The following is a 23903-nucleotide window of genomic DNA, read 5'->3' as shown; positions in this document are numbered from 1 at the left end:
CGCGCCCTTCACAATCCGGTCGGCGCCATCAGGGCCGGAAGGCATCCAGCCGCCGCATCAGCGCCGCGATGCCGTCCCGGTCGGCATTGGCGAAGGCGATGCGCAGGTGGCACGCGGCCTCGGGATCGTCGGCGGGCATGAACATGGTGCCGGGCAGCAGCAGCACCCCGGCCTCGCGCAGCAGGCGTTGCGCCAGCTCCGGCGCGGGCATGTCGAAGGGATGCTCGACCCAGGCGAAATAGGCGCCGCAGCCCTTGACGCGCCAGCCCGGCAGCGCCGCCATGCCCTGGGCCATGGCGTTGCGGCGGGCCAGGATCTCGGCCCGCTCGCCGGCCAGCCAGCCCCTCAGGTTCGCCATGCCCCAGGCAGCGCCGATCTGGCCCAGCTGGCCGGCGCAGATGGCGACGGTGTCGAGGAACTTCTCGACCTCGGCCATGCGGGCCGGGCTGGCGATCAGCGCCCCGACGCGATGCCCGGTCAGCCGATAGGCTTTCGAGAAGCTGTAGAGATGGATCAGCGTGTCGCCCCAGTCGGGATCGGCGAACAGGTCGTGCGGCGCGTCCTCGCGCGCGTCGAAATCGCGATAGGTCTCGTCCAGGACCAGCGCCAGCCCGCGCGACCGCGCCAGATCGAAGAAGCCGCGCAGCAGTCCGGCCGGATATTCCGCGCCCGAGGGATTGTTGGGGCTGACCAGCACGATGGCGCGCGAGCGGTCCGAGATCAGCCGGGCAGCCGCCTCGGCGTCGGGCAGCATGCCCGGGCCACAGCGCAGCGGCACGGCCCGGATGCCCTGCATGTCCAGCCACATCTTGTGATTGAAATACCAGGGCGTGGGCAGGATCACCTCGTCCCCCGCCCGGGCCAGCGTCTGGATGGCGGCGCAGAACGCCTGGTTGCAGCCCTGGGTGATCGCGACCTCTTCGGGGCGGATGGGGCCGGCATAGGCGCGGCTCCAGTCGCGGGCCACCGCCTCGCGCAGTTCGGGACGGCCCAGCACCGGGCCGTAGAGATGCGCGTCGGGCCGCTCCAGCGCCGCCTCGGCCATGGCGCGGCGCAGGGCTTCCGGCGGCGGTTCGACCGGCGCGGCCTGGCTGAGGTTGATCAGCGGCCGCTCGGGCGGGAAAGCCAGCCCTTGCAGCCAGCGGCGGGCCTCCATCACCGGCGGGCGGAAGGTGGCGGCAAGGGCGGGATTGAGCGGCAGCATGGGCAGGGTCTCAGTCGGTAAGGCGCAATCCGCCGAAATCCGGCGGCGTGGACAGGTCGAAGCCCGAGCCCGCGGCAGACGGCGGGGCGGCGGCTTCCTCCTCCGGGCCCGGCTCGGCCGGGGCAGCCGCGGCCGGCGGTTCCGGCGTGCCTGCGGCCGTCGGGGCAGCGGCGGGCAGCGCCCGCTCGGGCGCCCGGTCGAGGCTGGGCACCACCACCTTGCCGGGCGGCGGCACCGGGATCGGCGCCTCGGCCGCCGGGTCGGGCAGATCGGCGGGGCCGGCCTCGGGCGGCGTCATCTCGGGGGCGCTGGGGGCTTGGGCCGGGGTTTCGGGCCGGCTGTCGGCGGCATCGGCACGGGTCGGCGCCGCCTCGCCGGCGGGCTGCGGGACGGCGGGGGCGGCGGGCCGCGCCGGCGGCTCGCCGGCCAGCGGCGCGGGGCGCTGCGGCTGCATGTCGGTGCTGCGGGCAAATTCGGATTCGGCCGGCACCGAGAGCGAGGTGGCGGCGCCCGGCCCGGCCGCTGCCTCGCCGGGCGTTCCCGGTCGAACGGGTTCCGACCCCTCGGTTGCGGCTGCCTCGGCAGGCGGCTCGACAGAGGCCGGATCGGCGGGCGGTTTCGACGGCTCCGGCGCCGGGATTGCCGGCGCCTCGACGGCCTCGGCGGTCGGCTCCCTCTCCCCGCTTTCGCCGGCGGCGGGCAGCGGGGCCGGGCGCGGCGGCTGCGGCAGGGCCAGCGACAGCGCGGCCAACGCGGCGCCGCAGACCAGCACGCCATGAACCAGACCCGTCGCGAACCCTCTTGCCATGCCTCGACCGTCCCGCCCTTGGCTTTCACGCCGGTTTTTCTTGCCCGCGGGCTTGACCCACCGCAAGGCTTTAGCCCATCTATAGCCGCAGATTTTCCGGGGTTCACCCCCCAATGCAAGGCCCCGCCATGATCCTGCTCATCGACAATTACGACAGCTTCACCTGGAACCTCGTGCATTACATGGGCGAGGCCGGGGCGGATGTGGTCGTGCGCCGCAACGACGTGCTTTCCGTCGAGGAGGCGCTGGAGATGGGCGCACAGGGCATCGTCATCTCGCCCGGGCCCTGCGATCCGGCCCATGCCGGCATCATCGTGCCGCTGATCAAGGCGGCGGCGGAAAGGGGCGTGCCGCTGTTCGGCGTCTGCCTGGGCCATCAGGCCATCGGCGAGGCCTTCGGCGGCAAGGTGGTGCGCGCCTCGCGCATCGTGCATGGCAAGACCGACGCGATCAGCCATGACGGCACCGGGGTCTTCGCCGGCCTGCCCTCGCCCCTGACCGCGACGCGCTATCACTCGCTGACGGTCGAGCCGGAAAGCCTGCCCGACTGCCTGCGCGTCACCGCCACCGCCGCCGACGGCACCATCATGGGGCTGGTGCACAAGACCCTGCCGGTCGAGGGCGTGCAGTTCCACCCCGAAAGCATCGCCTCGGAATACGGCCACGACATGATCCGCAACTTCCTGCGCCGCTGCCAGAACCTGGGCGCTGCGGCATGAGCGCCGCCGTCACCGACATCCGGCCGCTGATCGGCCTGGCCGCCAGCCGGCCGCTGACCGGCACCGAGGCCGAGGCGGCCTTCGGCGCCTTGTTCGAGGGCGCGGCCACCCCCGCCCAGATCGGCGGGCTGCTGATGGCGATGCGCGTGCGCGGCGAGACGGTCGAGGAGATGGCCGCCGCCACCCGCGCCATGCGCGCACGGATGAACCGCATCAAGGCCCCCGCGGGCGCCATGGACATCGTCGGCACCGGCGGCGACGGCAAGGGCACGCTGAACATCTCGACCGCCACGGCCTTCGTGGTCGCGGGCGCCGGCGTGCCGGTCGCCAAGCATGGCAACCGCAACCTGTCCTCGAAATCGGGCTCGGCCGATGCGCTGACCCATCTGGGGCTGAACGTCATGTCCACCCCCGAGATCGCCGAGCGGGCGCTGGCCGCCACCGGCATCTGCTTCATGATGGCGCCGGTGCATCATCCCGCCATGCGCCATGTCGGCCCGGCGCGGGCGGAACTGGGCACGCGGACGATCTTCAACCTGCTGGGGCCGATGACCAATCCCGGCGGGGTGCGGCGGCAGCTGACCGGCACCTTCGACCGGGTCTGGAACCGGCCGATGGCCGAGACGCTGCGCGAGCTGGGCAGCGAGGCCGCCTGGCTGGTGCATGGCGGCGACGGCACCGACGAGATCTCGATCGCCGAGCCGACCTGGGTGGCGCAGCTGAAGGACGGCGAGATCACCGAGTTCCAGATATCGCCCGAGGATGCCGGCCTGCCGGTGCATCCGTTCGAGGCGATCCTGGGCGGCGATCCGGCGCAGAACGCCGCGGCGCTGCGGGCGCTGCTGGACGGCGCGCCGGGCGCCTATCGCGACGCGGTGGTGCTGAACGCCGCCGCGGCGCTGCTGATCGCGGGTAAGGCCGGCGACCTGCGCGAGGGCGCCGAGATCGCCCGCGACGCCATCGGCAGCGGCAAGGCCAAGGCCAAGCTGGCCGCGCTGGCGGCCGAGGTCGGCGCGCCGGAAGCTCATGACTGAACCCGCCGCCGTCCCTCGCGCCTGGGCCGATCTGCCATTCTTTCAGCAGGATTGGCCGACCATCGCCGCCCGGCTGCCGCAGCGCGACTGGCTGCCCGGCCCCGCCCGCGTCTTCGCCGCGCTGGAGCTGACCCCGCCCGAGCAGGTGCGGGTGGTGATCCTGGGCCAGGACCCCTATCCGACGCCCGGCCATGCCAACGGGCTGGCCTTTTCGGTCACGCCGGAAACCGCGCTGCCGCGCTCGCTGAAGAACATCTATGCCGAGCTGCGCGAGGATATCGGCGCCGCGCCCCCGAACGGCGACCTGAGCCATTGGGCGCGGCAGGGGGTGCTGCTGCTCAACACCTCGCTTTCGGTGCTGCCCGGACAGGCCGGGGCCCATGCGAAATGGGGCTGGGAGAAGCTGGCGCGTCAGGCCGTCACCCGCGCGCAGCGGCAGCGCCCGCTGGCCTTCATCCTCTGGGGTGCCCATGCGCAGAAGGCGCTGGCCGGACTGCCGCGCCCGCAGGACCTGGTGATCGAAAGCGCGCATCCCTCGCCGCTTTCAGCGCGGCGCGGCTTCTTCGGCTCGCGCCCGTTCAGCCGGGTGAACGACTGGCTGCGGGCGCGGGGCGAGCCTGTGATCGACTGGGCCCTTTCCGAAACCGCCGCCGCGGGGTAAACCGACGTCATGGACATTCTCGACCGCATCAAGGCCTACAAGCTGGAAGAAATCGCCGCCGCCAAGGCCGCCCGGCCGCTGTCGGGCGTCGAGGCTGCCGCCCGCGCCGCCTCGGCCCCGCGCGGCTTTGCCCGCGCGCTGGCCGCGAAGGCCGCGACCGGCCATGCGCTGATCGCCGAGATCAAGAAGGCCAGCCCCTCCAAGGGTCTGATCCGCCCGGATTTCGACCCGCCGGCGCTGGCCCGCGCCTATGAAGCCGGGGGGGCCGCTTGCCTTTCGGTGCTGACCGACGCCCCCAGTTTCCAAGGCGCGCCCGAATTCCTGACCGCCGCGCGCGATGCCTGCGGCCTGCCGGCGCTGCGCAAGGATTTCCTCTATGACACCTATCAGGTGGCCGAGGCCCGCGCCTGGGGTGCCGATTGCATCCTGATCATCATGGCCTCGGTCGACGACACGCTGGCCGCCGAACTCGAGGACGCGGCCATCCATTGGGGTATGGACGCGCTGGTCGAGGTCCACGACCGCGAGGAACTGGACCGTGCGCTGCGTCTGAAATCGCCGCTGATCGGCGTGAACAACCGCAACCTCAAGACTTTCGAGGTCAGCCTGGACGTGACGCTGGAACTGGCGCCGCATGTGCCGACCGGCCGCGACCTAGTCTGCGAAAGCGGGCTGTTCACCCCCGCCGACCTGGACCGCATGGCCGAGGCCGGGGTCCGGCGCTTCCTGATCGGCGAAAGCCTGATGCGGCAGGCCGACGTGACCGGCGCCACCCGGCAGATCCTGGGCCTCGCGGCATGAGCCTGACGCATTTCGACGCCCAAGGCCAGGCGCATATGGTCGATGTCTCCGAAAAGCCCGAGACCGCGCGCGAGGCGGTGGCCGAGGGCCTGGTCATCATGGCGCCCGAGACGCTGGCGCTGGCGCAGGACGGCGCGGCCAAGGGCGACGTGATGGGCGTGGCGCGGCTGGCCGGCATCATGGGCGCCAAGCGCACCGCCGACCTGATCCCGCTTTGCCATCCGCTGCCGATCACCAAGGTCTCGGTCGATCTGGCGGCCGATCCGGCTCTGCCCGGCATCCGCGTCACCGCCACCGTCCGAACGGCCGGCAAGACCGGCGTCGAGATGGAGGCGCTGACCGCCGTCTCGACCGCCTGCCTGACCGTCTATGACATGCTCAAGGCCGCGCAGAAGGACATGCGCATCGAAGGCATCCGCCTGCTCTCCAAGACCGGCGGCAAATCGGGCGACTTCCGCGCGCCCTGAGGGGGAAGAATGATCAGCGTCGAAGAAGCCCGCGCCCGCGTCCTGGCCCTTGCCCGGCCGCCCGAGCCCGAACAGGTGGCGCTGGAACAGGCGCTCGGCCGCGCCATGATCGCGCCGGGTATCGCCCGGCTGACGCAACCGCCCTTCGACGCCTCGGCCATGGATGGCTATGCGCTGCGCTCGGCGGATCTGCCCGGGCCGCTGGCGGTGATCGGCACGGCGGCGGCGGGCGTGCCCTATGCGGGCGAGACGCCCCCCGGCAGCGCCATCCGGATCTTCACCGGAGCGCCGGTTCCCGCCGGTTACGACCGTGTGGTCATGCAGGAGATCGTCACCCGCGACGGCGACCGCATCACCGTCACCGAGGTCGGGCCCAACCTGAACATCCGCCGCCAGGGCAATGATTTCTCGGAAGGTTCCGCCTTTCAGCCCGCCCGGCCGCTGCGCCCTGCCGATCTGGCGCTGCTCGCGGCGATGAACGTGCCGCGGCTGACGGTCGCGCGCCGGCCGCGCGTCGCCGTGCTGGCCGGCGGCGACGAACTGGTGCGCCCCGGCTCGGACCCGGCGCCGGGCCAGATCATCAGCTCGAACGACATTGCCATCGCCGCGCTGGCGCGCGAGGCCGGGGCCGAGCCCATGGTCCTGCCGCTGGCCCGCGACACCGAGGAAAGCCTGCGCGACCGTTTCGCCGAGGCCGAGGGCTGCGACCTGATCGTGACCATCGGCGGCGCCTCGGTCGGCGATCACGACCTGATCGCCAAGGTCTCGGCCGATCTCGGGATGGAGCGCAGCTTCTACAAGCTGGCCATGCGCCCCGGCAAGCCGCTGATGGCCGGGCGCATGGGCGATGCGGCCATGCTGGGTCTGCCGGGAAATCCGGTCTCTGCCGTGGTTTGCGCGAAACTCTTCATGCAGCCGCTGATCCGCGCCATGCAGGGCCTGCCGCCCGGGCCCGACCCCCTGCAGGCCGTGCTGACCCGCGACCTGCCGCCCGAGGGCGACCGCCAGCATTACCTGCGCGCCCGGCTCTCGCCCGGCGACGGCCTGCCCGGCATCGAACCCTTCCCCGACCAGGATTCCGCCCGGCTGTGGCTGCTGGCCGAGGCCGATGCCCTGCTGATCCGCCCCGCCGGCGACCCGGCCCGCAAGGCGGGCGAGCGCATGGGCTACCTGCCGCTCTAGCCGGTTAACCCGAAGTTTACCCGAATCGCCATAAAGATTGACGCAAGGGATTGGCCGCGCTAGAACATTCAATGAACATGATGGCGGCCGCAGCAGATCGGGGGCAGAACATGCTGACGAAGAAACAGATCCAGCTTCTTGAATTCATTCAGGCGCGGATGGCTCGCGACGGGGTGCCGCCCTCGTTCGACGAAATGAAACTCGCGCTGGACCTGCGCTCGAAATCGGGAATTCATCGCCTCGTGACCGCCCTTGAGGAACGCGGATTCATCCGCCGCCTGCCGCATCGCGCCCGGGCGCTGGAAATCGTCCGCCTGCCCGACAGCCTCAGCAAGGGCCCCGGCTTCCAGCCGCGGGTGATCGACGGGGACGCGCCCGACCGCCCGGCGCCGCTGCCGCGCGGCGCGATGGAGATTGCCGTTTCCGCCGTGGAACTGCCTGTGATGGGCCGCATCGCCGCCGGCGTCCCGATCGAGGCGATCTCCGAGGTCTCGCATCACATCGCCGTGCCGGGCTCGATGCTCTCCGGCCAAGATCGGCATTACGCGCTGGAGGTGCGCGGCGATTCGATGATCGAGGCGGGGATCAACGACGGCGACGTTGTGGTGATCCGCGAACAGGACACGGCCGAGAACGGCGACATCGTCGTCGCCCTGGTCGAAGGATCCGAGGCGACGCTGAAACGCTATCGCCGCAAGGGCGGCATGATCGCGCTCGAAGCGGCGAACCCAGCCTACGAGACCCGCGTGCTGCCCGAGGACAAGGTGCGCATCCAGGGCCGCCTCGTCGGGCTGATCCGCAGCTACTAGGCCCGCGCCGGCGGTTCACTTGCCCGGCACAGGCGGCCCTGCGGCGTTGCGGGTTCGGGCCCGCTGCGCTAACCATGGCGCAAACGCGACAGGTCAAGGACAATCCATGCGCGCTCTGACGTTCCGCATCTTCGCCCTGCTCATGGTCCTGGCGCTGCCGGCGCAGGCCTTCGACACCAATGCCCGGGCGGCCTGGGTCTACGACGTGGCGACCGGCACCGTGCTGATGGAGAAGAATGCCGACGAGCCGCTGCCGCCGGCCTCGATGTCCAAGCTGATGACGCTGAACATGCTGTTCGAGGCGCTGCATGAAGGCCGGGTGGCGATGGACACGACCTTTCCCGTCTCGACCAAGGCCTGGCAGATGGGCGGCTCGAAGATGTTCGTCGAGCCCGCCGACCGCCCCACGGTCGAAGACCTGATCCACGGCATCATCATCAACTCGGGCAACGACGCCTGCGTCGTCGTGGCCGAGGGGCTGGCCGGCACCGAAGAGGCCTTTGCGCGGCTGATGAACGAACGCGCACGCCAGCTTGGCATGATGGATTCGCATTTCACCAATTCCTCGGGCTGGCCGGATCCGCAGCACCGGATGTCGATGCACGACCTCGGCCTGCTCGCCACCCGGCTGATCACCGAGTTTCCCGAGCTTTACAAGAATTTCGCGCTCACGGAATACAACTACAAGGGCCGGGTGCCCTCGAATGCGAACAACCGCAATCCGCTGCTGCGCCTGGGCACGGGGGACTGGAAGGCCGATGGACTCAAGACCGGCCACACGCAGGAGGCGGGCTACGGGCTCGTCGGCTCGGCCGTGCAGGGCGACCGGCGCATCGTCTTCGTGATCACCGGCCTGCCCAGCGAAAAGGCCCGGGCCGAGGAATCCGAGCGGATCGTGAACTGGGCCTATCGCCAGTTCACCATGCGCACCATCATTCCCAAGGACGAGATCGTGACCCAGGCCCCGGTCTGGCTGGGCGAAAAGAGCCGCGTCGGCCTGACCACCAGGGACGGCGTCCGGGTGCTGATCCCCGCCGGCTCGCGCTCCGGCGTCAAGGCCGAGGCGGTTTTCCGGGGCCCGATCGAGGCGCCGATCACCAAGGGCGACCAGCTCGGTGAACTGATCGTGGATATTCCCGGCGCGGGCCAGTCCCGCCTGCCGCTGCTTGCCGCGACCGATGTGGCCCGCAGCGGCGTTTTCGGCCGCATGCAAAGCGCGGCCTTCCGCCTGGGCGAGCGCGCGATCCAGTCGGTGCGCAACTGAGGCCGATCCCAGCGCATGTTCATCAGTTTCGAGGGCATCGACGGATCGGGCAAATCCACCCAGGCGCGGCGGTTGGCGCAGGTGCTGAACGCGCGCGGCATCGAGACGCTGCTGACCCGCGAACCCGGCGGCAGCGAGGGCGCCGAGGAAATCCGCCGCCTGCTGGTCGAGGGCCGGGGCGAACGCTGGTCTCCCGAAACGGAACTGCTGCTGTTCACCGCCGCCCGCCGCGACCATGTCGAGCGGCTGATACGACCGGCCCTGGCGCGCGGCGCCTGGATCGTCACCGACCGCTTCGCCGATTCCAGCCGCGTCTATCAGGGCCTTGCCCGGGCCGACCTGCGCCATCTGGTCGAGGAGCTGCACCGCCTGACCATCGGCATCGAGCCGGACCGGACCTTCATCATCGACGTCGACCCGGAGGTCGCCCTCGCCCGCGGCCAGGCGCGCGGCGGCATCGAGGATCGGTTCGAGACGCTGGGCCTCGCCTTCCAGCGCCGGCTGCGCGAGGGGTTCCTGGCGCTCGCCGCCGAGGCCCCGGGGCGCATTCATGTGATCGATGGCAGCGGCAGCGAGGATGAGGTCGCCGCCCGCGTGCTTGCCGCCCTGTCCGTCGAGGGCCCGGCATGACCGACGAGCCGCTTCCCGAGCCCGACCGCGTGCCCGGCGCGCCGCACCCGCGCGAGGCGGCGCGGGTCGTCGGCCAGGACGCGGCGGTGGCGGATTTCCTCGCCGCCGCCCGGGCGCACCGGCTGCACCACGCCTGGCTGATCTCGGGCCCGCGCGGCACCGGCAAGGCCACGCTGGCCTGGGGCATCGCGAAATGGCTGCTGAGCGGGGCCGCGTCGCCCGACCTGACCGCCTCGCCCGACGATCCGGCGGTGCGCCGCATCCGCGCGCTTTCCGAGCCGCGGCTGCACCTGGTCCGGCGCCCGGTCGATGAAAAGACCCTGCGCCTGCGGGCCGAGATCACCGTGGACGAGATTCGCCGCCTTCAGGGGTTCTTCCACATGAGCGCTGCCGAGGGCGGGCGCCGCATCGCCATCATCGACGCCGCCGACGAGATGAACCAGGCCGCCGCCAATGCGCTGCTGAAACTGCTGGAGGAGCCGCCCCACGAGGCCACGATCCTGCTGGTCGCGCACCAGCCTGCCCGGCTGTTGCCGACCATCCGCTCGCGCTGCCGCGAATTGCGGCTGCATCCGCTGGATCCCGCAGACATGGCCCGGGTGCTGCAGGATCTGGGGCTCGATCACGATGCGGCGCGGCTCTCCGCGCTGTCCGGCGGCTCGATCGGCGAGGCGCTGCGGCTGGCCGGCCAGGACGGGCTGGCGGTCTATCAGCGCATCACCGGCCTTTTCGCCGATCATCCGCGCATGGATCGCCGCGCCGCCGCCGCCCTGGCCGAGCTCGCCGCCGGGCGCGCGGGCGCCGAGGGCGATCCCTTCGACCTGGTCGTCACCCTGCTCGACCGTTTCCTGACCCGCGCCGCGCGCACCGGGCTGCTGGGCGCGCCCCTGCCCGAGGCGGCAGAAGGCGAGGCCGAGGTGCTTGGCCGCATCGCCCCCGACCCGGCCGCGGCCCGGCTTTGGGCCGGCGCCCAGGCCGAGCTTTCCGCGCGGGCCCGCGCCGGGCGGGCGGTCAACCTTGACCCTTCCGCGCTGGTGATGGATATGCTGATCGGGCTTGCGAACCAGCCCGCCGTCTGACGGAACCCTGCCGATGTCCGAACCCGACCTTCCCCTCCTGGTGGACAGCCATTGCCACCTGGACTTCCCCGATTTCGAGGGCGAGCAGGCCGAGCTGGTCGCGCGCGCCCGCGCCGCGGGCGTCACCCGCATGGTCACGATCTGCACCCGGCTGCGCAACGAACCGGCCGTGCGCGCCATCGCAGAAGCCCATCCCGGCGTGTTCTATGCCGCAGGCACCCATCCGATGTATGCCGCCGAGGAGCCGCTGGCCACGGTCGAGGACCTGGTCCTTCTGTCGCGCCATCCGCGTTTCGTCGGCATCGGCGAGACCGGGCTCGACTACCACTACACCGCCGACAGCGCCGCCATGCAGGCCGAAAGCCTGCGCATCCATATCGAGGCGGCGCGCCGCACCGGTCTGCCGCTGATCGTCCATTCCCGCGATGCGGACGAGGACATGGCCCGCATCCTGACCGAGGAGCATCGCGCCGGCGCCTTCACCGGGGTCATGCATTGCTATACCAGCGGGCGGGACCTCGCGCGGGCGGCGCTGGACCTGGGTTTCTACCTGTCCATGTCCGGCATCGCCGCCTTCCCGCGCTCGACCGAGATCCGCGAGATCTTTGCCGCCGCGCCGGCCGACCGCATCCTGGTCGAGACCGACGCCCCCTATCTTGCCCCGCCGCCCCATCGCGGCAAGCGCAACGAGCCGGCCTTTGTCGCCCATACCGCCCGGGTCGGCGCCGGGCTGCTGGGCATGACGGAAGACGCGTTCGCCAGCCTCACCACGCAGAATTTCGAACGGCTGTTTCGCAAGGCCGCGGCATGATCCGGGCCACCATCCTGGGCTGCGGCTCTTCGGGCGGCGTGCCCCGGCTGGGCAACCGCTGGGGCGAATGCGATCCGGCGAACCCGCGCAACCGCCGCCGGCGCTGCTCGCTTCTGGTCGAGCGCCATGGCCATGACGGGGTGACGCGGCTGCTGATCGACACCGGGCCCGACCTGGTGCCGCAGCTGCTGGATGCCGAGGTCGGTGAGCTGGACGCGGTCGTCTATACGCATGCCCATGCCGACCATATCCACGGCATCGACGACCTGCGGCAGATCGTCTTCAACATGCGCCGCCGAATGCCGGTCTGGGCCGACCTGCCGACCGCGGCGGCGCTGAAGACCCGCTTCGGCTATATCTTCGAGACGCCGCCCGGTTCGTCCTATCCGCCGATCTGCGACCTGCAGCCGATCCGCGGCCCTTTCGCCATCGACGGCGCGGGCGGCAGCATCGAGCTGGCGCCTTTCGAGGTCAACCACGGCGACATGAATGCGCTCGGCTTCCGCATCGGCGGGATCGAGCAGAGCTTGGTCTACCTGCCCGATGTGCTGGCGATCCCCGAGGAAGCCTGGAGCACGATCACAGGCTGCGAGGTGTTCATCTGCGACGCGCTGCGCCGGATCCCGCATCCCAGCCATGCCCATCTGGCGCTGACGCTGGAATGGATCGCGCGTTCGGGCTGCGCGCGGGGCGTGATCACCAACATGCATGTGGATCTGGATTACGACGCCGTCATGCGCGAGACGCCCGAGAATGTCGTTCCCGCCCATGACGGCATGCGGATCGAGCTGATATGACCGCCCTTTTCGACGTCATCCTGCCGGTCTTTCTGGTGGTTGGCTTCGGTTATCTGGTCTGCTGGCGCAGATGGCTGACCGAGGTGGCGGTCGACGGCGTCATGCGCTTTGCGCAGAACTTCGCCCTGCCGGTGCTGCTGTTCGGCGCCATCGCCCGGCTGGACCTGGGGGCGAACTACAACCCGCTGCTGCTCTTGGCCTTCTACAGCGGCGCGCTTCTGTCCTTTGCGCTGGGGACCGGCCTGTCGGTCTATTGGCTGAAGCGGCCCGTCGAGGACGCCATCGCCATCGGCTTCGTCTGCCTGTTCTCGAATTCGCTGCTTCTGGGGGTGCCGATCACCGAGCGCGCCTATGGGCCCGAGGCGGTGCTGGGCAACTTCACCATCATCTCGGTGCATTCGCCGCTGCTTTACACCTTCGGCATCACCGCGATGGAATTCGCCCGGGCCCGGGGCCAGAACCTGTCCGTGGGCGGGGTGGCGCTGCGGGCGCTGTCGGGCGTGCTGCACACGCCGCTGGTCATCGGCATCCTCGGCGGCTTTGCCATGAACCTGCTGACCCAGGCCGGGCTGGTCATGCCCGAGGGCTTCTGGGCGGCGGTCAGGATGATGTCCAGCGCCGCGCTGCCGGCGGCGCTGTTCGGGCTGGGCGGCGTGCTCTATCGCTACCGCCCCGAGGGCGAGACGCGGGCCATCGCGATGTGCTGCTGCATCTCGCTGCTGCTGCATCCGGCGGTGACCTTCGGGCTGGGTCGGATCTTCGCGCTGAGCATGGCCGAGATGCGCTCGGCCGTGGTGACGGCCGCCATGCCGCCGGGGGTCAACGCCTATCTCTTCGCCGCGCTTTACGGGGTGGCCAAGCGCGTCTCGGCCTCGGCGGTGCTGGTGGCGACGGGCCTGTCGATGCTGACGGTCTGGTTCTGGCTTGCCGCCCTGCCCTGATGCGCAAACGCCGCCCCGAAGGGCGGCGTCCGGCATCACCTCGGCGTCACGCCGCGCAGCCGTTCGGATCTTCGCCGCAGCAGCTCGACGGTGGTGAGCAGCGCGATGGAGAAGATCACCAGCAGCGTCGCCACGGCGAGGATGGCGGGCGAGATCTGCTCGCGGATGCCGTTCCACATCTGGCGCGGGATGGTCTGCTGGTCGGGCCCGGCGATGAACAGCACCGCCACCACCTCGTCGAACGAGGTCACGAAGGCGAACAGCGCCCCCGAGATCACCCCCGGCAGGATCAGCGGCATGGTGATGCGGAAGAAGGTGGTGCGCGGGTTCGCCCCCAGGCTGGCCGCCGCACGGTTCAGCGACTGGTCGAACCCGATCAGCGTCGCCGTCACCGTGATGATGACGAAGGGGATGCCCAGCGTGGCATGGGCCAGGATCACGCCCAGATAGGTGCCGGCCAGCTTGCCGCAACCGGGGTTCAGCCCGATCCAGGTCAGCGGCTCGCAGGGGTTCGAGTAGAAGAAGAACATCCCCGTCGCGGTGATGATGATCGGCACGATCATGGGCGAGATCAGCATCGCCATGATCGCGCGGCGATAGGGCATCTCGGGCCGCGACAGCCCCAGCGCCGCCAGCGTGCCCAGCACGGTGGCGAGGATGGTCGAGAAGAAGCCGATGATGATCGAGCTTTTCGCCGCGTTCACCCATTTCGCGTTCCGCCAGGCATCCGCCCACCAGTTCAGGTCGCGCGGCGCGTCCGGCCGCGCCATGCCGAAGGTCAGCAGGCTGTCATACCAGCGCAGCGAATAGCCGTCTGGGTCGAAGGACAGCATCCGGTCGGTGAAGGTGAAATAGGGCTCGGCATTGAAGCTTAGCGGGATGATCACCACGATGGGCGCGATCAGGAAGAAGAAGATCGCGCCGCAGATCGCCAGATAGGTGTAGTGCCAGACCTTTTCCAGCGGCGATGCGTAGGTTGGAAGCGCCATGGCCGTTATCCCAGTTTCAGGTTGTCGATGCCGACGAGCCGGTCATAGACCCAGTAGAGGATCAGAACCCCGCCCAAAAGCAGCGCCGCCAGCGCGGCCGCCATGGACCAGTTCAGCGTCTGCGTCATGTGCATCGCGATCATGTTGGAGATCAGCTGGCCCGACGAGCCGCCGACCAGCGCGGGGGTGATGTAATAGCCCACCGCCAGGATGAAGACCAGAAGCGCCCCCGCCCCCAGCCCCGGCAGGGTCTGCGGGAAATAGATGCGGCGGAAGGCGGTCCAGCTGGTCGCGCCCAGGCTGCGCGCGGCGCGCACGTAGCTGGGATTGATGGTGCGCATCACCGAATAGAGCGGCAGGATCATGAAGGGCAGCAGGATATGGGTCATGGCGATGATCGTGCCGGTCTGGTTGAAGATCATCTGCAGCCGCTGGTTGTTGCCGATCACCCCCAGCCAGACCAGCACGTCGTTGACCACGCCCTGCTGCTGCAACAGCACGATCCAGGCCGTGGTCCTGACGAGAAGCGAGGTCCAGAACGGCAGCAGCACCAGGATCATCAGCAGGTTCGACTGCCGCATCGGCAGGGTGGCCAGCAGATGCGCGATCGGAAAGCCCAGCAGGAAGGTGGTGAAGGTGATGACCAGCGACAGCCAGAATGTGCGCAGGAACAGCTTGCCGTAGATCTGCTGCTGCGCCGGGGCGGCAGTGATGTTGCCCTGCTCGTCCCGGGTGCGGTCCACCGCCGCGAGGTAGAAGTTGGTGGTATAGGGCGAGGAAGCCTCGCGCATCACCGACCACAGCCGCGGGTTGCCCCATCTGGCGTCCATGTCCAGGATCGCCTCGCGATAGGGCGGCTCGATGCCGCCGCGCGCCTGCCGCCCGGCCGAAGTGAACAGCGAACGCGTGCCCGGCATGTCGTAATTGATGCGGGTGCCGACCACGCCCACGGTGCGCGCCTGGGCGGCGGCGGTCAGGTCGGCGGCCAGCGCCGCCCAGGCGGCATCGTCGGGCTCGGTGCCGCGCGGGTTGTCGTGGAACCAGGCGGTCAGCTGCGGCATGTTGGCCGAAAAGCCTTCGTTCTTGACCGACCGCTGCAGCATCTGCCCGATCGGCATCACGAAGGTGATCAGGACGAACAGCAAAAGCGGCAGCACCAGCAGGAAGGCGCGCCGCCGCGCCCGGCGCGAGCTGCGCGCAAGCGCAGACTTCAGCGGGCGGCCGTCGGCGGTTCTCAGCGTTCCGCCTTCGTCGAGGCCGCCGGCCTCGGTCACGATCGCGGCATGGGGGTCAAGGGCTTTGGCCATCTGGGTCCTTCGTCAGGCAATCCTTGGTCGGAAGCCGCGGCCCGAACCAGCGGGCCGCGGCACGATTCAGAGGTCAGTTGGCGAGCCAGCCGTTGAAACGCTCGGCCAGCTCGGCCGAGTGGTCGGCCCAGAATTCCGGGTCGTCCATGACCGCGGTCTGCATGTATTCGGGATTGGTCGGCATATGCGGCCCCATCTCGGTCTTGCCGTCCTGATACAGCCCGACCAGCGCCGCCGAGCTTTGCCGCGACGGGCCATAGGCGATGTATTTCGCCTGATTGGCCAGCTGTTCGGTGGCGGTGGCGAATTTCAGGTATTCCAGCGCCGCCTCGGGATTGGGCGAGCCCTTGGGAATGACGAACATGTCCATGTCCATGTATTGCCCGTCCCAGATGATCTCGAAGGGCTTGCCCTCGCCGACCATGGCGTCGAAGAAACGGCCGTTATAGCCGGTCGCCATCACCACCTCGCCATCGGCCAGCAGCTGCACCGGCTGGGCGCCGGCCTCCCACCAGACCACGTCGCGCTTGATGGTGTCGAGCTTGGCGAAGGCGCGGTCGACGCCTTCGGGCGTGCCCAGCACCTCATAGATCTGGTCGGGCGCCACGCCGTCGGCGATCAGCGCCAGATACAGGGTGCGCTTGGGGTTCTTGGGCAGGCCGCGCTTGCCCGGGAACTTGGCGGTGTCGAAGAAATCCGCCGCGGTGGAGGGTTTCTCGCCCTCGAATTTCGTGGTGTCGAAGGCGATGACCGTGCCCCAGAAGATGTTGGCCACGGCGCATTCCTGCAATGCGCCGGGGATGAAGTCCTCGGTGGCGGGCGTGCCGTCCGGCGCGGCCGGCAGGATGGCGGGATCGATCTCGACCAGCGCGCCCTCGTCGCAAAGCCGGATCGCGTCCGAGACCTCGATATCGAAGACGTCGCCGGTGACGTTGCCCGCCTCGACCTGCGCCTTCAGCGGCGTGGCCGGGTTGTCGGCGGCCAGCATGTTCACCTTGATGCCGGTCTGTTCGGCGAACGGAATGTTATAGGCCTCGACCTGCGATCTTTCATAGGCACCGCCCCAGGAGACGACGTTGACCTCCTTGTTCTGGGCATGGGCCGCCAGACCGAGGCTGCACAGCGCCGAGGTCAGGATCAGAGTGGTTTTCATGATTTACTCCCGTTGGTGTTTCGGCTCTCTGGCCGTTCTTTGGCCCGTTCGGGCTTTCGGCGGGCCGCGGCGGGACGATGCCCGCCGCGGCAATCGCATCAGTTCGACGCCAGCCAGGCGTTGAACCGCTCTTGCAGCTCGGCGTCGTGATCGACCCAGAAGTCGAGATTCGAGGCCAGCGCGTTTTCGAGGTTCTCGGCATAGGTGGGCAGGTTCGGCCCCATCGGCACCTCGGTGCCCTCGATATTGCCGACCAGCGCGGCGGCCGAGACGCGCGGCGGACCGTAGCTGATGAACTCGGCGGCGCGGGCCTGCTGCTCGGGCGCGGTCGAGAAGGCGATGAACTCCTTCGCGGCCTCGGGGTTGGGGGCGCCCTTCGGCATCACCCAGCCCTCCATCTCGTAGATCTGGCCGTCCCAGACGATATTGAAGGGCTTGCCCTCCTGCTGGGCGGCGTTGAAGATCCGGCCGTTGAAGGCGAAGGCCATCGAGACCTCGCCATCGGCCAGCAGCTGCGGCGGCTGGGCGCCGGCTTCCCACCAGATCACGTTGTTCTTGATGCTGTCGAGCTTGGCGAAGGCGCGGTCGACGCCCTCGGGCGTGCCCAGCACCTCATAGACCTTATCGGGCGCGACGCCGTCGGCCATCAGGGCGAATTCCAGGTTGAACTTGGCGCCCTTGCGCATGGTGCGCTTGCCGGGGAACTTGGCCGTGTCGAAGAAATCCGCCGCGCCGGCCGGCTTGGCATCCGGGAACTTCGTGTCGTCATAGGCCAGGATCATCGAATAGACGTCCGTGCCGACGAAGCAGTCGGTGATCGCGCCCTCGATGAAATCCTCGGCGGCCGGGGTGCCGTCGGCGGCGGGGGTCAGGATCGCCGGATCGATCTCTTCCAGCAGGCCCTCGTCGCAAAGCCGCACGGCATCGGCATATTCGACCGAGGCCACGTCGATCGAGACATTGCCCGCCTCGACCTGCGCCTTGACCGGGGTCGCGGGGTTGTCGGCATCCGAGACCTGGACCTTGATGCCGGTCTTGGCCTCGAAGGGCTTGGCATAGGCCTCGACATGGCTCATGCCGTAGGCGCCGCCCCAGGACAGCAGGTTGACCTGCTTGTCCTGCGCCTGGGCCGCAGCCGCGATGGCGATCAGCGCAGTGGTCAGTATCAGCGTGCGTTTCATCATAACTCCCTGGTTTCTTGCTCGATGCACACTCAGACCGGATCGAGGGCGCGGGCGTCCTCGGGATGCCAGCCGATCCGTATCGTCTCGCCGGGCGACAGTTTCACCTGGCCCAGCGTATTGCGGTATTTCATCACGAAATCGTCCTGGCCCGCGACATGCAGCCGCGCCCGCAGGATGTCGCCCATATAGATCACGTCGCGCACCTGCGCCTCGATGGTATGGGCGCCGGCCGGCATGAGGTCCGGCTTGAACTCGACCCGCTCGGGCCGGATCGAGACGGTGGTCGGCCGGCCGCTTTCGCGGATGTTCACGGCGGTGGCGTCGATCAGCTCGCCATTGCCCAGCCGCACCAGCGCCTTGTCGCCCTGAAGTTGCTCGATGGTGCCGCGCAGGGCGTTGTTCTCGCCGATGAAGCCGGCGACGAAGCTGTTCTCGGGCTGCTCGTACAGCACAGGCGGCGGCGCGAGCTGCTGGATGCGGCCGTCGTTGAACACGGCGATGCGGTCCGACATGGTCAGCGCCTCGCCCTGGTCGTGGGTGACATAGACCACGGTGATGCCCAGCCGGTCGTGCAGCGCCTTGATCTCGAACTGCATGTGCTCGCGCAGCTGCTTGTCGAGCGCGCCCAGCGGCTCGTCCATCAGGACCAGCTTGGGGTCGAAGACCAGCGCGCGGGCCAGCGCGATCCGCTGCTGCTGGCCGCCCGAAAGCTGGGCCGGGCGGCGGTTCTTGAACTGGCCCATCTGCACCATGTCCAGCGCGCGGGTGATGCGGCTCTCGCGCTCTTCCTTGGACATGCCGCGCACTTCCAGCGGAAAGGACAGGTTCTCGCCCACGCTCATATGCGGAAACAGCGCGTAGTTCTGGAACACCATGCCGATGCCGCGCCGGTGGGGCGGGACGTCGTTGATGTTCCTGCCATCCAGGCGAATCTCGCCATGCGTCGCCGTCTCGAAGCCGGCGAGCATCATCAGGCAGGTGGTCTTGCCCGAACCGGACGGGCCAAGCATGGTCAGAAATTCGCCCTTGCCGATGGTCAGGTTCAGATCCTTGACGACAAGCGTCTGACCATCATAGCTTTTCTGGACGTGATCGAAGACAACGAAAGCGTCGTTGCCGGGGTCAGCTGTCACGATGCGGGCTCCCTGTTTCTGTTGGTTCTTCGTTCCGCCCCCCGACAGTAATCGGCGCCTGTCAGGGAATGCAACTCACTTGTCAGGGCGGCGGGCAGGACGCAGGCGACGAAGTCGGTGTCGCATTGCGTCACTGCCCTTTCGCCCGGCAAATCTCAGCTTTCTGGTGGGAGTTCGCGCGACCGTCCGTTCGCATCCAGCGCCACGAAGACGAAGGTGGCCTGCGTGACCTTCTGCATCTCCACCCCCTCGCGCGAGCGCCGCCAGGCCTCGACATGCAGCTGCATCGAGCTGCGCCCCTCGCGCAGGATGCGGGCGAAGACCGAGACCTCGTCGCCGACCTTGACCGGCTGGTGAAAGGTGAAGCTGTCCACCGCCACCGTGGCGCAGCGCCCCCGCGCCCGCCGGGCGGCGACATTGCCCGCTGCAAGGTCCATCTGCGACATCAGCCAGCCGCCGAAGATATCCCCTGCCGGGTTGGTGTCCGCCGGCATGGCGGTGGTGCGGATCGCGGGCTCGCCCCGCGGATAGTCGTCCTGCGTCATGCGCGTCCCTCGTGCTTGCGTGCTGCTTGCCGGGCCGCGAAGCGCCCCCCCGCGCAAGCTGACCGCCGCCGCGCGCGCCGTCAATGCCCGGCGGAGTCAGCGAAAGCGATAGAGGTCGGCATCGGGATCGGCGTGCCCGTCGATGCGCCGCGTGGTCACTTCGGCGGCAATGACGGAATAGGTGATGCCGTTGCCGCCGAAGCCCATCACCGCATGGCAGCGCCGGCAGCCCGGCACCGCGTCGAAGATCGGCAGCCCGTCGTCGCTGTCGCCGAAGGCCGCGGCCCAGCGATACGCCGGGCGGCCGATGCGGATGCCGCAGGTCTCGCGCAGCTTGCGGGCGATCTCGGCGGCGTTGCGGCGCAGCTTCTCCGGGTCCTGATAGGCGTCGGGGCTGGCCTCGTCCTCGCCGCCGGCGATGATCCGGCCGGTGGACGTGGTGCGGAAATACAGGTAGGGATCGGCGGCCTCCCACACCAGAAAATCCCGCAGCCAGGCCGGATGGCGCACCCCCTCGGCCGAGGCGAGGGCCCAGGTCGAGATGATGCGGTGATGCGCCGAGACGAGCTGCGGCAGGAATTCGTAGCCGGTGCAGAACACCACATGGCCCGCCACCACCACCCGCCCGGTCGAGAAACCCAGCGCCACGCCGTCCGCCAGTTCGGCGAAATCCGTGACCTCGAAGGGTGAGACGATCTCGGCCCCGCGCTCTTGCGCCACCCGCAGCAGCCCCGCCGTCAATTGCGCCGGATTGGCCGAGGCCGAGGCGGCCGAGACGATGGCGCCGGTGCGGTCGATGCCGAATTCCCCGAGCAGGCGCTGGCGGGGGATGAACTCGGCCGCGATGCCGGTCTCGCGGCGCAGCGCCGCCTCGGCCTCCAGCGCGCGAAAGCCCATCTCGTCCCCGGCAAGATAGAGCGCCCGCTTGCGCTGCATCTGGCAGTCGAGGCCCAGGCGGCGCGACAGGCGCAGCAGTTCCTCGACCGCCTTGACCGAGCGTCGCCAGGCCCGCGATGCCTTGTCGGGGCCGATCTGGCGCATGAGCCGGCTCAGCGGCACGTCGATCTCGTGCTGGATCATCGCCGTCGAGGCGAGCGACGAGCCCCGCACCGGCTGGCGGCGATCCACCAGCAGCACCCGCCGCTTGCGCCGGGTCAGCCGCTCGGCCAGCAGCGCCGCGGAAATGCCGGTGCCGACGATCACCACGTCCCAGCGCCGCTGCGAGGGCGCCGCGCGATGCTCTGCCGAGATATGCGGCGTCTCGGCCCAGAAGGGCTGCGCCGTGCGGAGCCGCCGCTTGAGGGTGCGCCGCGTGCCGGTCATGTCTTGTCGGCCCAGGCCATCTCGCCCGGCGGAAGGGCGGGCGGCCGATAGAGTCCCGCCGCGCCGTCGCGGTCCCGCTTCAGCACCGAAAGCGTGCCGTCCGCCTCGAGAATGGCGAACTTGACATCGGCAAGGTCGGCCACGCCCTTCTCGCGCAGCTTGGCGTAAAGCTCGCCCATGCCGATGCCCTGCCGGCGCAGGCGGTCGTGATGGACGCGGCCCTCGGTGACGACGATGCGCGGCCGGCCCTCGAAGAACCGCGACAGCAGGTCCGAGGACAGGATCGCCTCGTCCACCAGCTTGTTGAAGACCGCGACCAGGAAGATGGCGAACATGGCGGGCAGCAGGGGCACGTCGGGATAGAACAGCGAATCGCCCACCGCCGAGCCGATGGCGATGACCAGCAGGAACTCGACGATGGAAAGCTGCGCCACCGTGCGCCCGCCCAGCCAGCGCATCAGCGCCAGCGTGTAGAAATAGATGATGACGGTGCGGAAGAAGACCTCCCAGGCGAAGCCCAGGTCCTGGTCGCCCAGAAGGATGCGGTGAAGGTCTTCAAGCATGGCTGTCCCCCGGCCCGCGCCGGTTCTGGCGCCGAGAGACAAGCCGCGACGGGCGGCGCCGGTTCCACGCCCCGGCCTGAAGCGGTCAGACGGCGAGGAAACCCCCGTCCAGCGGCAGCACCGCGCCGGTGACCATGCGGCTGTCGTCCGAGAGCAGCAGCGCGATGCCTTGCGCGACCTCCTCGGCCTCGGCGAAGCGGTTGAGCGGGTGGCGCACCATCATCGGCTGGCTTTTCGCCGGGTCCGACCAGGCCTCGGCCGCCAGTTCGGTCAGGGTGATGGTGGGCGCGACCGCGTTGACGCGGATGCCGTGCGGGCCCAGCTCCCTGGCCAGCACGCGGGTCGCGCCCTCCAGCCCCGCCTTCGAGGCGGCATAGCACAGGTGATCCTGAAAGCCGCGATGGCCGGCGATCGAGGTGATGTTGACAATGGCGCCGCCGCCGCCCGCCGCCACGCGGGCGCGGGCGAATTCCTGGCAGCAGATCAGCGCCGCGCGCAGGTTGATGCCCAGCACCGCCTCATAGCCGGCCTCGGTCATGTCGAGCACGCTTTCCAGCACGTTGATGCCGGCGCTGTTGATCAGGTAGTCGGCCGTCCCCGCCTCGGCCATGGCGGCACGGGTGGCGGCCGGGTCGGCCAGATCGACGCGGATGCCGCGCGCGCCGACCTCGGCCGCGAGGCTGTCGAGGTCGGACTGGGTGCGGCTGAGCGCCACGACCTTCGCGCCGCGTTCGGCCATCAGGCGCGCGCAGGCGCGGCCGATCCCTTTGCCCGCGCCGGTGATGATGACGGTCTTGCCCGAGAATTGCATGGTTCCTCGCATGTTCGGTTCGGCGGCAGCGCCGCCCTGTTCAGTTCGGCGCCAGGGCCGCCATGGCGGCGCGGATCTGCCGCGCCGTGGATTGCAGCGCCAGGAAGGCGGCGTGGCGCGCGTCCTGCCGCGCCCGGCTGGCGGGATCGGGGGCGCAGCGCGTGGCGATGCGCGACATGGCGGGCATGGCCGTCAACAGGTCGGGGAACAGCCCCGCCGCCACCGCGCCCAGCATGGCCGAACCGAGCAGCACCGGCTCGGGGCATTCCGTCACCTCGACCGGCAGCCCGGTGGCATCGGCCAGAAGCTGCCGGGTCAGCGGATGCGCGCCGGCGCCGCCGCTGACGCTGATCGTCTGAACCGGGGCGCCGTTCTGCGCCTGGGTCTCGATGATCTGCCGCAGCCCGTAGCCCAGGCCGCAGATCCCGGCGACGTAAAGCGCGACCAGCGAATCCGGCCCGGTCTCCATCCCCTGGCCCATGATGACGGCGCGGGCATGAGGATCGGCGAAGGGCGCGCGGTTGCCCAGGAATTCGGGCACCACATGCAGCTCATCCGCCAGCCGCACGGCGGCGCTGGCATCGCCCGCCAGCTCCAGCGCCCGGTCGGCCAGCCATTGCGGCAGGGACTTGTCCGCCGCCTCGGCCAGCGCCGTCGCCTCGGCCGTGGCGGGATGCAGCTGCACCAGCTGGTCGATGGCGGCGCCGGCGGCGGACTGACCGCCCTCGTTCAGCCACTTGCCGGGCACCATGGCGGAGTAATAGGGCCCCCAGACGCCCGGCACGAAGGCCGGCTCGCGCGTGGTGGTCATGGTGCAGGAGGAGGTGCCGAAGACATAGCCCAGGCAGGCCGTCGCATCGCCCCCGGCCGCAACCGTGCCGACACCGCCGGCATGGGCGTCGATCAGCCCCGCCGCCACGGCGATGCCGGGGCGCAGGCCCATGGCCCCGGCCGCGGCCTCGGTCAGCCCCTGCCCCAGCGGCGTGCCGGGATCGACGACGCGGGCACCGATGCGGGCGAAACCGTCATCGGCCAGATCGCCCAGCCCGATCTGGCGGAAATAATCCGCGTCCCAGCGCCCTTCATGCGCCAGATAGGTCCATTTGCAGGTGACGGTGCAGGCGGACCGCTCCAGCGCGCCGGTCGCCTTCCAGGTCAGGAAATCGGTCAGGTCGAAGAAATGCGCCGCCGCGGCATAGACCTCGGGCCGGTTCTCGCTGAGCCACAAGAGTTTCGGCGTCTCCATCTCGGGCGAGATGCGGGTGCCGACATATTTCAGCACGTCATGGCCCTGCGCATTGATGCGCTCGGCCTGCTCGACGGCGCGGTGGTCCATCCAGACGATGATGTCGCGCTCGGGATGGGCGGGATCGCCCACCGGCAAGGTCGCATCCCCCGCCCCGCGCACGACCAGCGAGCAGGTGGCGTCGAAGCCGATGCCCGCGACCTGCGCCGGATCGATCCCGGCGCGGGCCACGCTGTCCCGGACGGAATCGCAGACCGCGCGCCAGACCTGCTCGCTGGACTGTTCGGCGATCACGCCGCGCTCGCGATGCATCTCGATGGGGCGCTTGGCGGTGGCAAGCAGGCGGCCCGCCCGGTCGAAGACCCCGGCCCGGGCCGAGCCGGTGCCCACGTCGATGCCGATCAGATACTGGTCCATGGCGCTTCTCCGTTCCGGGTGCCGG

At 69.7% G+C, this 23903-nt stretch carries 25 protein-coding genes; 13 read left to right on the top strand and 12 right to left on the bottom strand.

Features of this window, described 5'->3' with window-relative positions:
- Positions 1 to 28: 28 nt before the first annotated feature.
- A complete protein-coding gene (locus PARJ55_RS0105125; RefSeq protein ID WP_028712047.1) occupies positions 29 to 1204 on the bottom strand; it encodes an aminotransferase in 1176 nt (391 codons plus the stop codon).
- Between the two features lie 10 nt (positions 1205 to 1214).
- The gene (locus PARJ55_RS0105120) at positions 1215 to 2012 is read right to left on the bottom strand and encodes a hypothetical protein (protein ID WP_028712046.1); all 798 of its coding nucleotides are present in this window, start codon (positions 2010 to 2012) and stop codon (positions 1215 to 1217) included.
- A 128-nt stretch (positions 2013 to 2140) separates the two neighbouring features.
- Here PARJ55_RS0105120 and PARJ55_RS0105115 point away from each other — a divergent pair, with 128 nt between their 5' ends.
- The 13 genes from PARJ55_RS0105115 to PARJ55_RS0105055 all read left to right on the top strand — a co-directional run bounded on the left by PARJ55_RS0105115 (position 2141) and on the right by PARJ55_RS0105055 (position 13207).
- Positions 2141 to 2731 carry an aminodeoxychorismate/anthranilate synthase component II gene (locus PARJ55_RS0105115; RefSeq protein WP_028712045.1) on the top strand — a complete coding sequence of 197 codons (591 nt, stop codon included), beginning with the start codon at positions 2141 to 2143 and terminating at the stop codon, positions 2729 to 2731.
- Positions 2728 to 3765, top strand: a complete 1038-nt coding sequence (trpD, locus tag PARJ55_RS0105110; protein ID WP_028712044.1) for an anthranilate phosphoribosyltransferase — start codon at positions 2728 to 2730, stop codon at positions 3763 to 3765. The genes PARJ55_RS0105115 and trpD overlap by 4 nt, the downstream gene beginning before the upstream one ends.
- Positions 3758 to 4426 (top strand): uracil-DNA glycosylase, encoded by a 669-nt coding sequence (locus PARJ55_RS0105105; protein WP_028712043.1) that lies wholly within the window; start codon positions 3758 to 3760, stop codon positions 4424 to 4426. Before trpD ends, PARJ55_RS0105105 begins: the two co-directional genes overlap by 8 nt.
- A 9-nt stretch (positions 4427 to 4435) precedes the next feature.
- On the top strand, positions 4436 to 5227 hold the full coding sequence (trpC, locus tag PARJ55_RS0105100; RefSeq protein ID WP_028712042.1) for an indole-3-glycerol phosphate synthase TrpC: 792 nt from the start codon (positions 4436 to 4438) through the stop codon (positions 5225 to 5227).
- A complete protein-coding gene (gene moaC, locus PARJ55_RS0105095) occupies positions 5224 to 5694 on the top strand; it encodes a cyclic pyranopterin monophosphate synthase MoaC (protein ID WP_028712041.1) in 471 nt (156 codons plus the stop codon). Before trpC ends, moaC begins: the two co-directional genes overlap by 4 nt.
- A 9-nt stretch (positions 5695 to 5703) precedes the next feature.
- Complete coding sequence (glp, locus tag PARJ55_RS0105090; RefSeq protein WP_028712040.1) at positions 5704 to 6876, top strand: gephyrin-like molybdotransferase Glp; 1173 nt, start codon at positions 5704 to 5706, stop codon at positions 6874 to 6876.
- A gap of 110 nt (positions 6877 to 6986) precedes the next feature.
- Positions 6987 to 7685: a transcriptional repressor LexA gene (gene lexA / locus PARJ55_RS0105085; RefSeq protein ID WP_028712039.1), complete on the top strand. Its 699-nt coding sequence runs from the start codon at positions 6987 to 6989 to the stop codon at positions 7683 to 7685.
- A gap of 106 nt (positions 7686 to 7791) precedes the next feature.
- Positions 7792 to 8949 (top strand): D-alanyl-D-alanine carboxypeptidase family protein, encoded by a 1158-nt coding sequence (locus PARJ55_RS0105080; RefSeq protein WP_028712038.1) that lies wholly within the window; start codon positions 7792 to 7794, stop codon positions 8947 to 8949.
- A gap of 15 nt (positions 8950 to 8964) precedes the next feature.
- On the top strand, positions 8965 to 9579 hold the full coding sequence (tmk, locus tag PARJ55_RS0105075) for a dTMP kinase (protein WP_028712037.1): 615 nt from the start codon (positions 8965 to 8967) through the stop codon (positions 9577 to 9579).
- Positions 9576 to 10658, top strand: coding sequence for a DNA polymerase III subunit delta' (locus PARJ55_RS0105070; RefSeq protein WP_028712036.1), 1083 nt, complete (start codon positions 9576 to 9578; stop codon positions 10656 to 10658). The genes tmk and PARJ55_RS0105070 overlap by 4 nt, the downstream gene beginning before the upstream one ends.
- A gap of 13 nt (positions 10659 to 10671) precedes the next feature.
- Positions 10672 to 11469, top strand: coding sequence for a TatD family hydrolase (locus tag PARJ55_RS0105065; protein ID WP_028712035.1), 798 nt, complete (start codon positions 10672 to 10674; stop codon positions 11467 to 11469).
- Complete coding sequence (locus tag PARJ55_RS0105060; RefSeq protein ID WP_028712034.1) at positions 11466 to 12266, top strand: MBL fold metallo-hydrolase; 801 nt, start codon at positions 11466 to 11468, stop codon at positions 12264 to 12266. Before PARJ55_RS0105065 ends, PARJ55_RS0105060 begins: the two co-directional genes overlap by 4 nt.
- Positions 12263 to 13207 (top strand): AEC family transporter, encoded by a 945-nt coding sequence (locus tag PARJ55_RS0105055; protein WP_028712033.1) that lies wholly within the window; start codon positions 12263 to 12265, stop codon positions 13205 to 13207. Before PARJ55_RS0105060 ends, PARJ55_RS0105055 begins: the two co-directional genes overlap by 4 nt.
- A gap of 35 nt (positions 13208 to 13242) precedes the next feature.
- Here the strand turns inward: PARJ55_RS0105055 and PARJ55_RS0105050 are convergent, their stop codons facing one another.
- From PARJ55_RS0105050 to PARJ55_RS0105005, 10 genes are all read right to left on the bottom strand, one after another.
- Positions 13243 to 14196 (bottom strand): ABC transporter permease, encoded by a 954-nt coding sequence (locus PARJ55_RS0105050; protein WP_028712032.1) that lies wholly within the window; start codon positions 14194 to 14196, stop codon positions 13243 to 13245.
- Positions 14197 to 14201: 5 nt separating this feature from the next.
- Positions 14202 to 15503, bottom strand: a complete 1302-nt coding sequence (locus PARJ55_RS0105045; protein ID WP_036698793.1) for an ABC transporter permease — start codon at positions 15501 to 15503, stop codon at positions 14202 to 14204.
- A gap of 73 nt (positions 15504 to 15576) precedes the next feature.
- A complete protein-coding gene (locus PARJ55_RS0105040; protein WP_028712030.1) occupies positions 15577 to 16656 on the bottom strand; it encodes an ABC transporter substrate-binding protein in 1080 nt (359 codons plus the stop codon).
- Positions 16657 to 16754: 98 nt separating this feature from the next.
- A complete protein-coding gene (locus PARJ55_RS0105035) occupies positions 16755 to 17837 on the bottom strand; it encodes an ABC transporter substrate-binding protein (protein ID WP_028712029.1) in 1083 nt (360 codons plus the stop codon).
- A gap of 32 nt (positions 17838 to 17869) precedes the next feature.
- Entirely contained in the window at positions 17870 to 18973 is a 1104-nt protein-coding gene (locus PARJ55_RS0105030) for an ABC transporter ATP-binding protein (RefSeq protein ID WP_028712028.1), read from the bottom strand.
- 155 nt (positions 18974 to 19128) lie between these two features.
- On the bottom strand, positions 19129 to 19518 hold the full coding sequence (locus tag PARJ55_RS0105025; protein ID WP_028712027.1) for an acyl-CoA thioesterase: 390 nt from the start codon (positions 19516 to 19518) through the stop codon (positions 19129 to 19131).
- Between the two features lie 96 nt (positions 19519 to 19614).
- Positions 19615 to 20841: an FAD-binding oxidoreductase gene (locus tag PARJ55_RS0105020; protein WP_028712026.1), complete on the bottom strand. Its 1227-nt coding sequence runs from the start codon at positions 20839 to 20841 to the stop codon at positions 19615 to 19617.
- A complete protein-coding gene (locus tag PARJ55_RS21485) occupies positions 20838 to 21404 on the bottom strand; it encodes a DUF421 domain-containing protein (RefSeq protein ID WP_051416154.1) in 567 nt (188 codons plus the stop codon). Before PARJ55_RS21485 ends, PARJ55_RS0105020 begins: the two co-directional genes overlap by 4 nt.
- An 85-nt stretch (positions 21405 to 21489) precedes the next feature.
- A complete protein-coding gene (locus PARJ55_RS0105010) occupies positions 21490 to 22215 on the bottom strand; it encodes an SDR family oxidoreductase (protein WP_028712025.1) in 726 nt (241 codons plus the stop codon).
- Between the two features lie 40 nt (positions 22216 to 22255).
- Positions 22256 to 23878, bottom strand: coding sequence for an FGGY-family carbohydrate kinase (locus PARJ55_RS0105005; protein WP_028712024.1), 1623 nt, complete (start codon positions 23876 to 23878; stop codon positions 22256 to 22258).
- Between the last annotated feature and the right edge of the window lie 25 nt (positions 23879 to 23903).

Source organism: Paracoccus sp. J55, from assembly GCF_000513975.1.
Taxonomy (GTDB): Bacteria; Pseudomonadota; Alphaproteobacteria; order Rhodobacterales; family Rhodobacteraceae; genus Paracoccus.
The sequence above is the reverse complement of the archived record's forward strand: the minus strand, read 5'-3'. Positions and strand labels throughout refer to the sequence as shown.

Excerpts from the sequence above, each read along its gene's own strand:
- PARJ55_RS0105125 (WP_028712047.1), bottom strand. The coding sequence starts at position 1,204 with ATGCTGCCGCTCAATCCCGCCCTTGCCGCCACCTTCCGCCCGCCGGTG.
- PARJ55_RS0105120 (WP_028712046.1), bottom strand. The coding sequence starts at position 2,012 with ATGGCAAGAGGGTTCGCGACGGGTCTGGTTCATGGCGTGCTGGTCTGC.
- PARJ55_RS0105115 (WP_028712045.1), top strand. The coding sequence starts at position 2,141 with ATGATCCTGCTCATCGACAATTACGACAGCTTCACCTGGAACCTCGTG.
- trpD (WP_028712044.1), top strand. The coding sequence starts at position 2,728 with ATGAGCGCCGCCGTCACCGACATCCGGCCGCTGATCGGCCTGGCCGCC.
- PARJ55_RS0105105 (WP_028712043.1), top strand. The coding sequence starts at position 3,758 with ATGACTGAACCCGCCGCCGTCCCTCGCGCCTGGGCCGATCTGCCATTC.
- trpC (WP_028712042.1), top strand. The coding sequence starts at position 4,436 with ATGGACATTCTCGACCGCATCAAGGCCTACAAGCTGGAAGAAATCGCC.
- moaC (WP_028712041.1), top strand. The coding sequence starts at position 5,224 with ATGAGCCTGACGCATTTCGACGCCCAAGGCCAGGCGCATATGGTCGAT.
- glp (WP_028712040.1), top strand. The coding sequence starts at position 5,704 with ATGATCAGCGTCGAAGAAGCCCGCGCCCGCGTCCTGGCCCTTGCCCGG.
- lexA (WP_028712039.1), top strand. The coding sequence starts at position 6,987 with ATGCTGACGAAGAAACAGATCCAGCTTCTTGAATTCATTCAGGCGCGG.
- PARJ55_RS0105080 (WP_028712038.1), top strand. The coding sequence starts at position 7,792 with ATGCGCGCTCTGACGTTCCGCATCTTCGCCCTGCTCATGGTCCTGGCG.
- tmk (WP_028712037.1), top strand. The coding sequence starts at position 8,965 with ATGTTCATCAGTTTCGAGGGCATCGACGGATCGGGCAAATCCACCCAG.
- PARJ55_RS0105070 (WP_028712036.1), top strand. The coding sequence starts at position 9,576 with ATGACCGACGAGCCGCTTCCCGAGCCCGACCGCGTGCCCGGCGCGCCG.
- PARJ55_RS0105065 (WP_028712035.1), top strand. The coding sequence starts at position 10,672 with ATGTCCGAACCCGACCTTCCCCTCCTGGTGGACAGCCATTGCCACCTG.
- PARJ55_RS0105060 (WP_028712034.1), top strand. The coding sequence starts at position 11,466 with ATGATCCGGGCCACCATCCTGGGCTGCGGCTCTTCGGGCGGCGTGCCC.
- PARJ55_RS0105055 (WP_028712033.1), top strand. The coding sequence starts at position 12,263 with ATGACCGCCCTTTTCGACGTCATCCTGCCGGTCTTTCTGGTGGTTGGC.
- PARJ55_RS0105050 (WP_028712032.1), bottom strand. The coding sequence starts at position 14,196 with ATGGCGCTTCCAACCTACGCATCGCCGCTGGAAAAGGTCTGGCACTAC.
- PARJ55_RS0105045 (WP_036698793.1), bottom strand. The coding sequence starts at position 15,503 with ATGGCCAAAGCCCTTGACCCCCATGCCGCGATCGTGACCGAGGCCGGC.
- PARJ55_RS0105040 (WP_028712030.1), bottom strand. The coding sequence starts at position 16,656 with ATGAAAACCACTCTGATCCTGACCTCGGCGCTGTGCAGCCTCGGTCTG.
- PARJ55_RS0105035 (WP_028712029.1), bottom strand. The coding sequence starts at position 17,837 with ATGAAACGCACGCTGATACTGACCACTGCGCTGATCGCCATCGCGGCT.
- PARJ55_RS0105025 (WP_028712027.1), bottom strand. The coding sequence starts at position 19,518 with ATGACGCAGGACGACTATCCGCGGGGCGAGCCCGCGATCCGCACCACC.
- PARJ55_RS0105020 (WP_028712026.1), bottom strand. The coding sequence starts at position 20,841 with ATGACCGGCACGCGGCGCACCCTCAAGCGGCGGCTCCGCACGGCGCAG.
- PARJ55_RS21485 (WP_051416154.1), bottom strand. The coding sequence starts at position 21,404 with ATGCTTGAAGACCTTCACCGCATCCTTCTGGGCGACCAGGACCTGGGC.
- PARJ55_RS0105010 (WP_028712025.1), bottom strand. The coding sequence starts at position 22,215 with ATGCAATTCTCGGGCAAGACCGTCATCATCACCGGCGCGGGCAAAGGG.
- PARJ55_RS0105005 (WP_028712024.1), bottom strand. The coding sequence starts at position 23,878 with ATGGACCAGTATCTGATCGGCATCGACGTGGGCACCGGCTCGGCCCGG.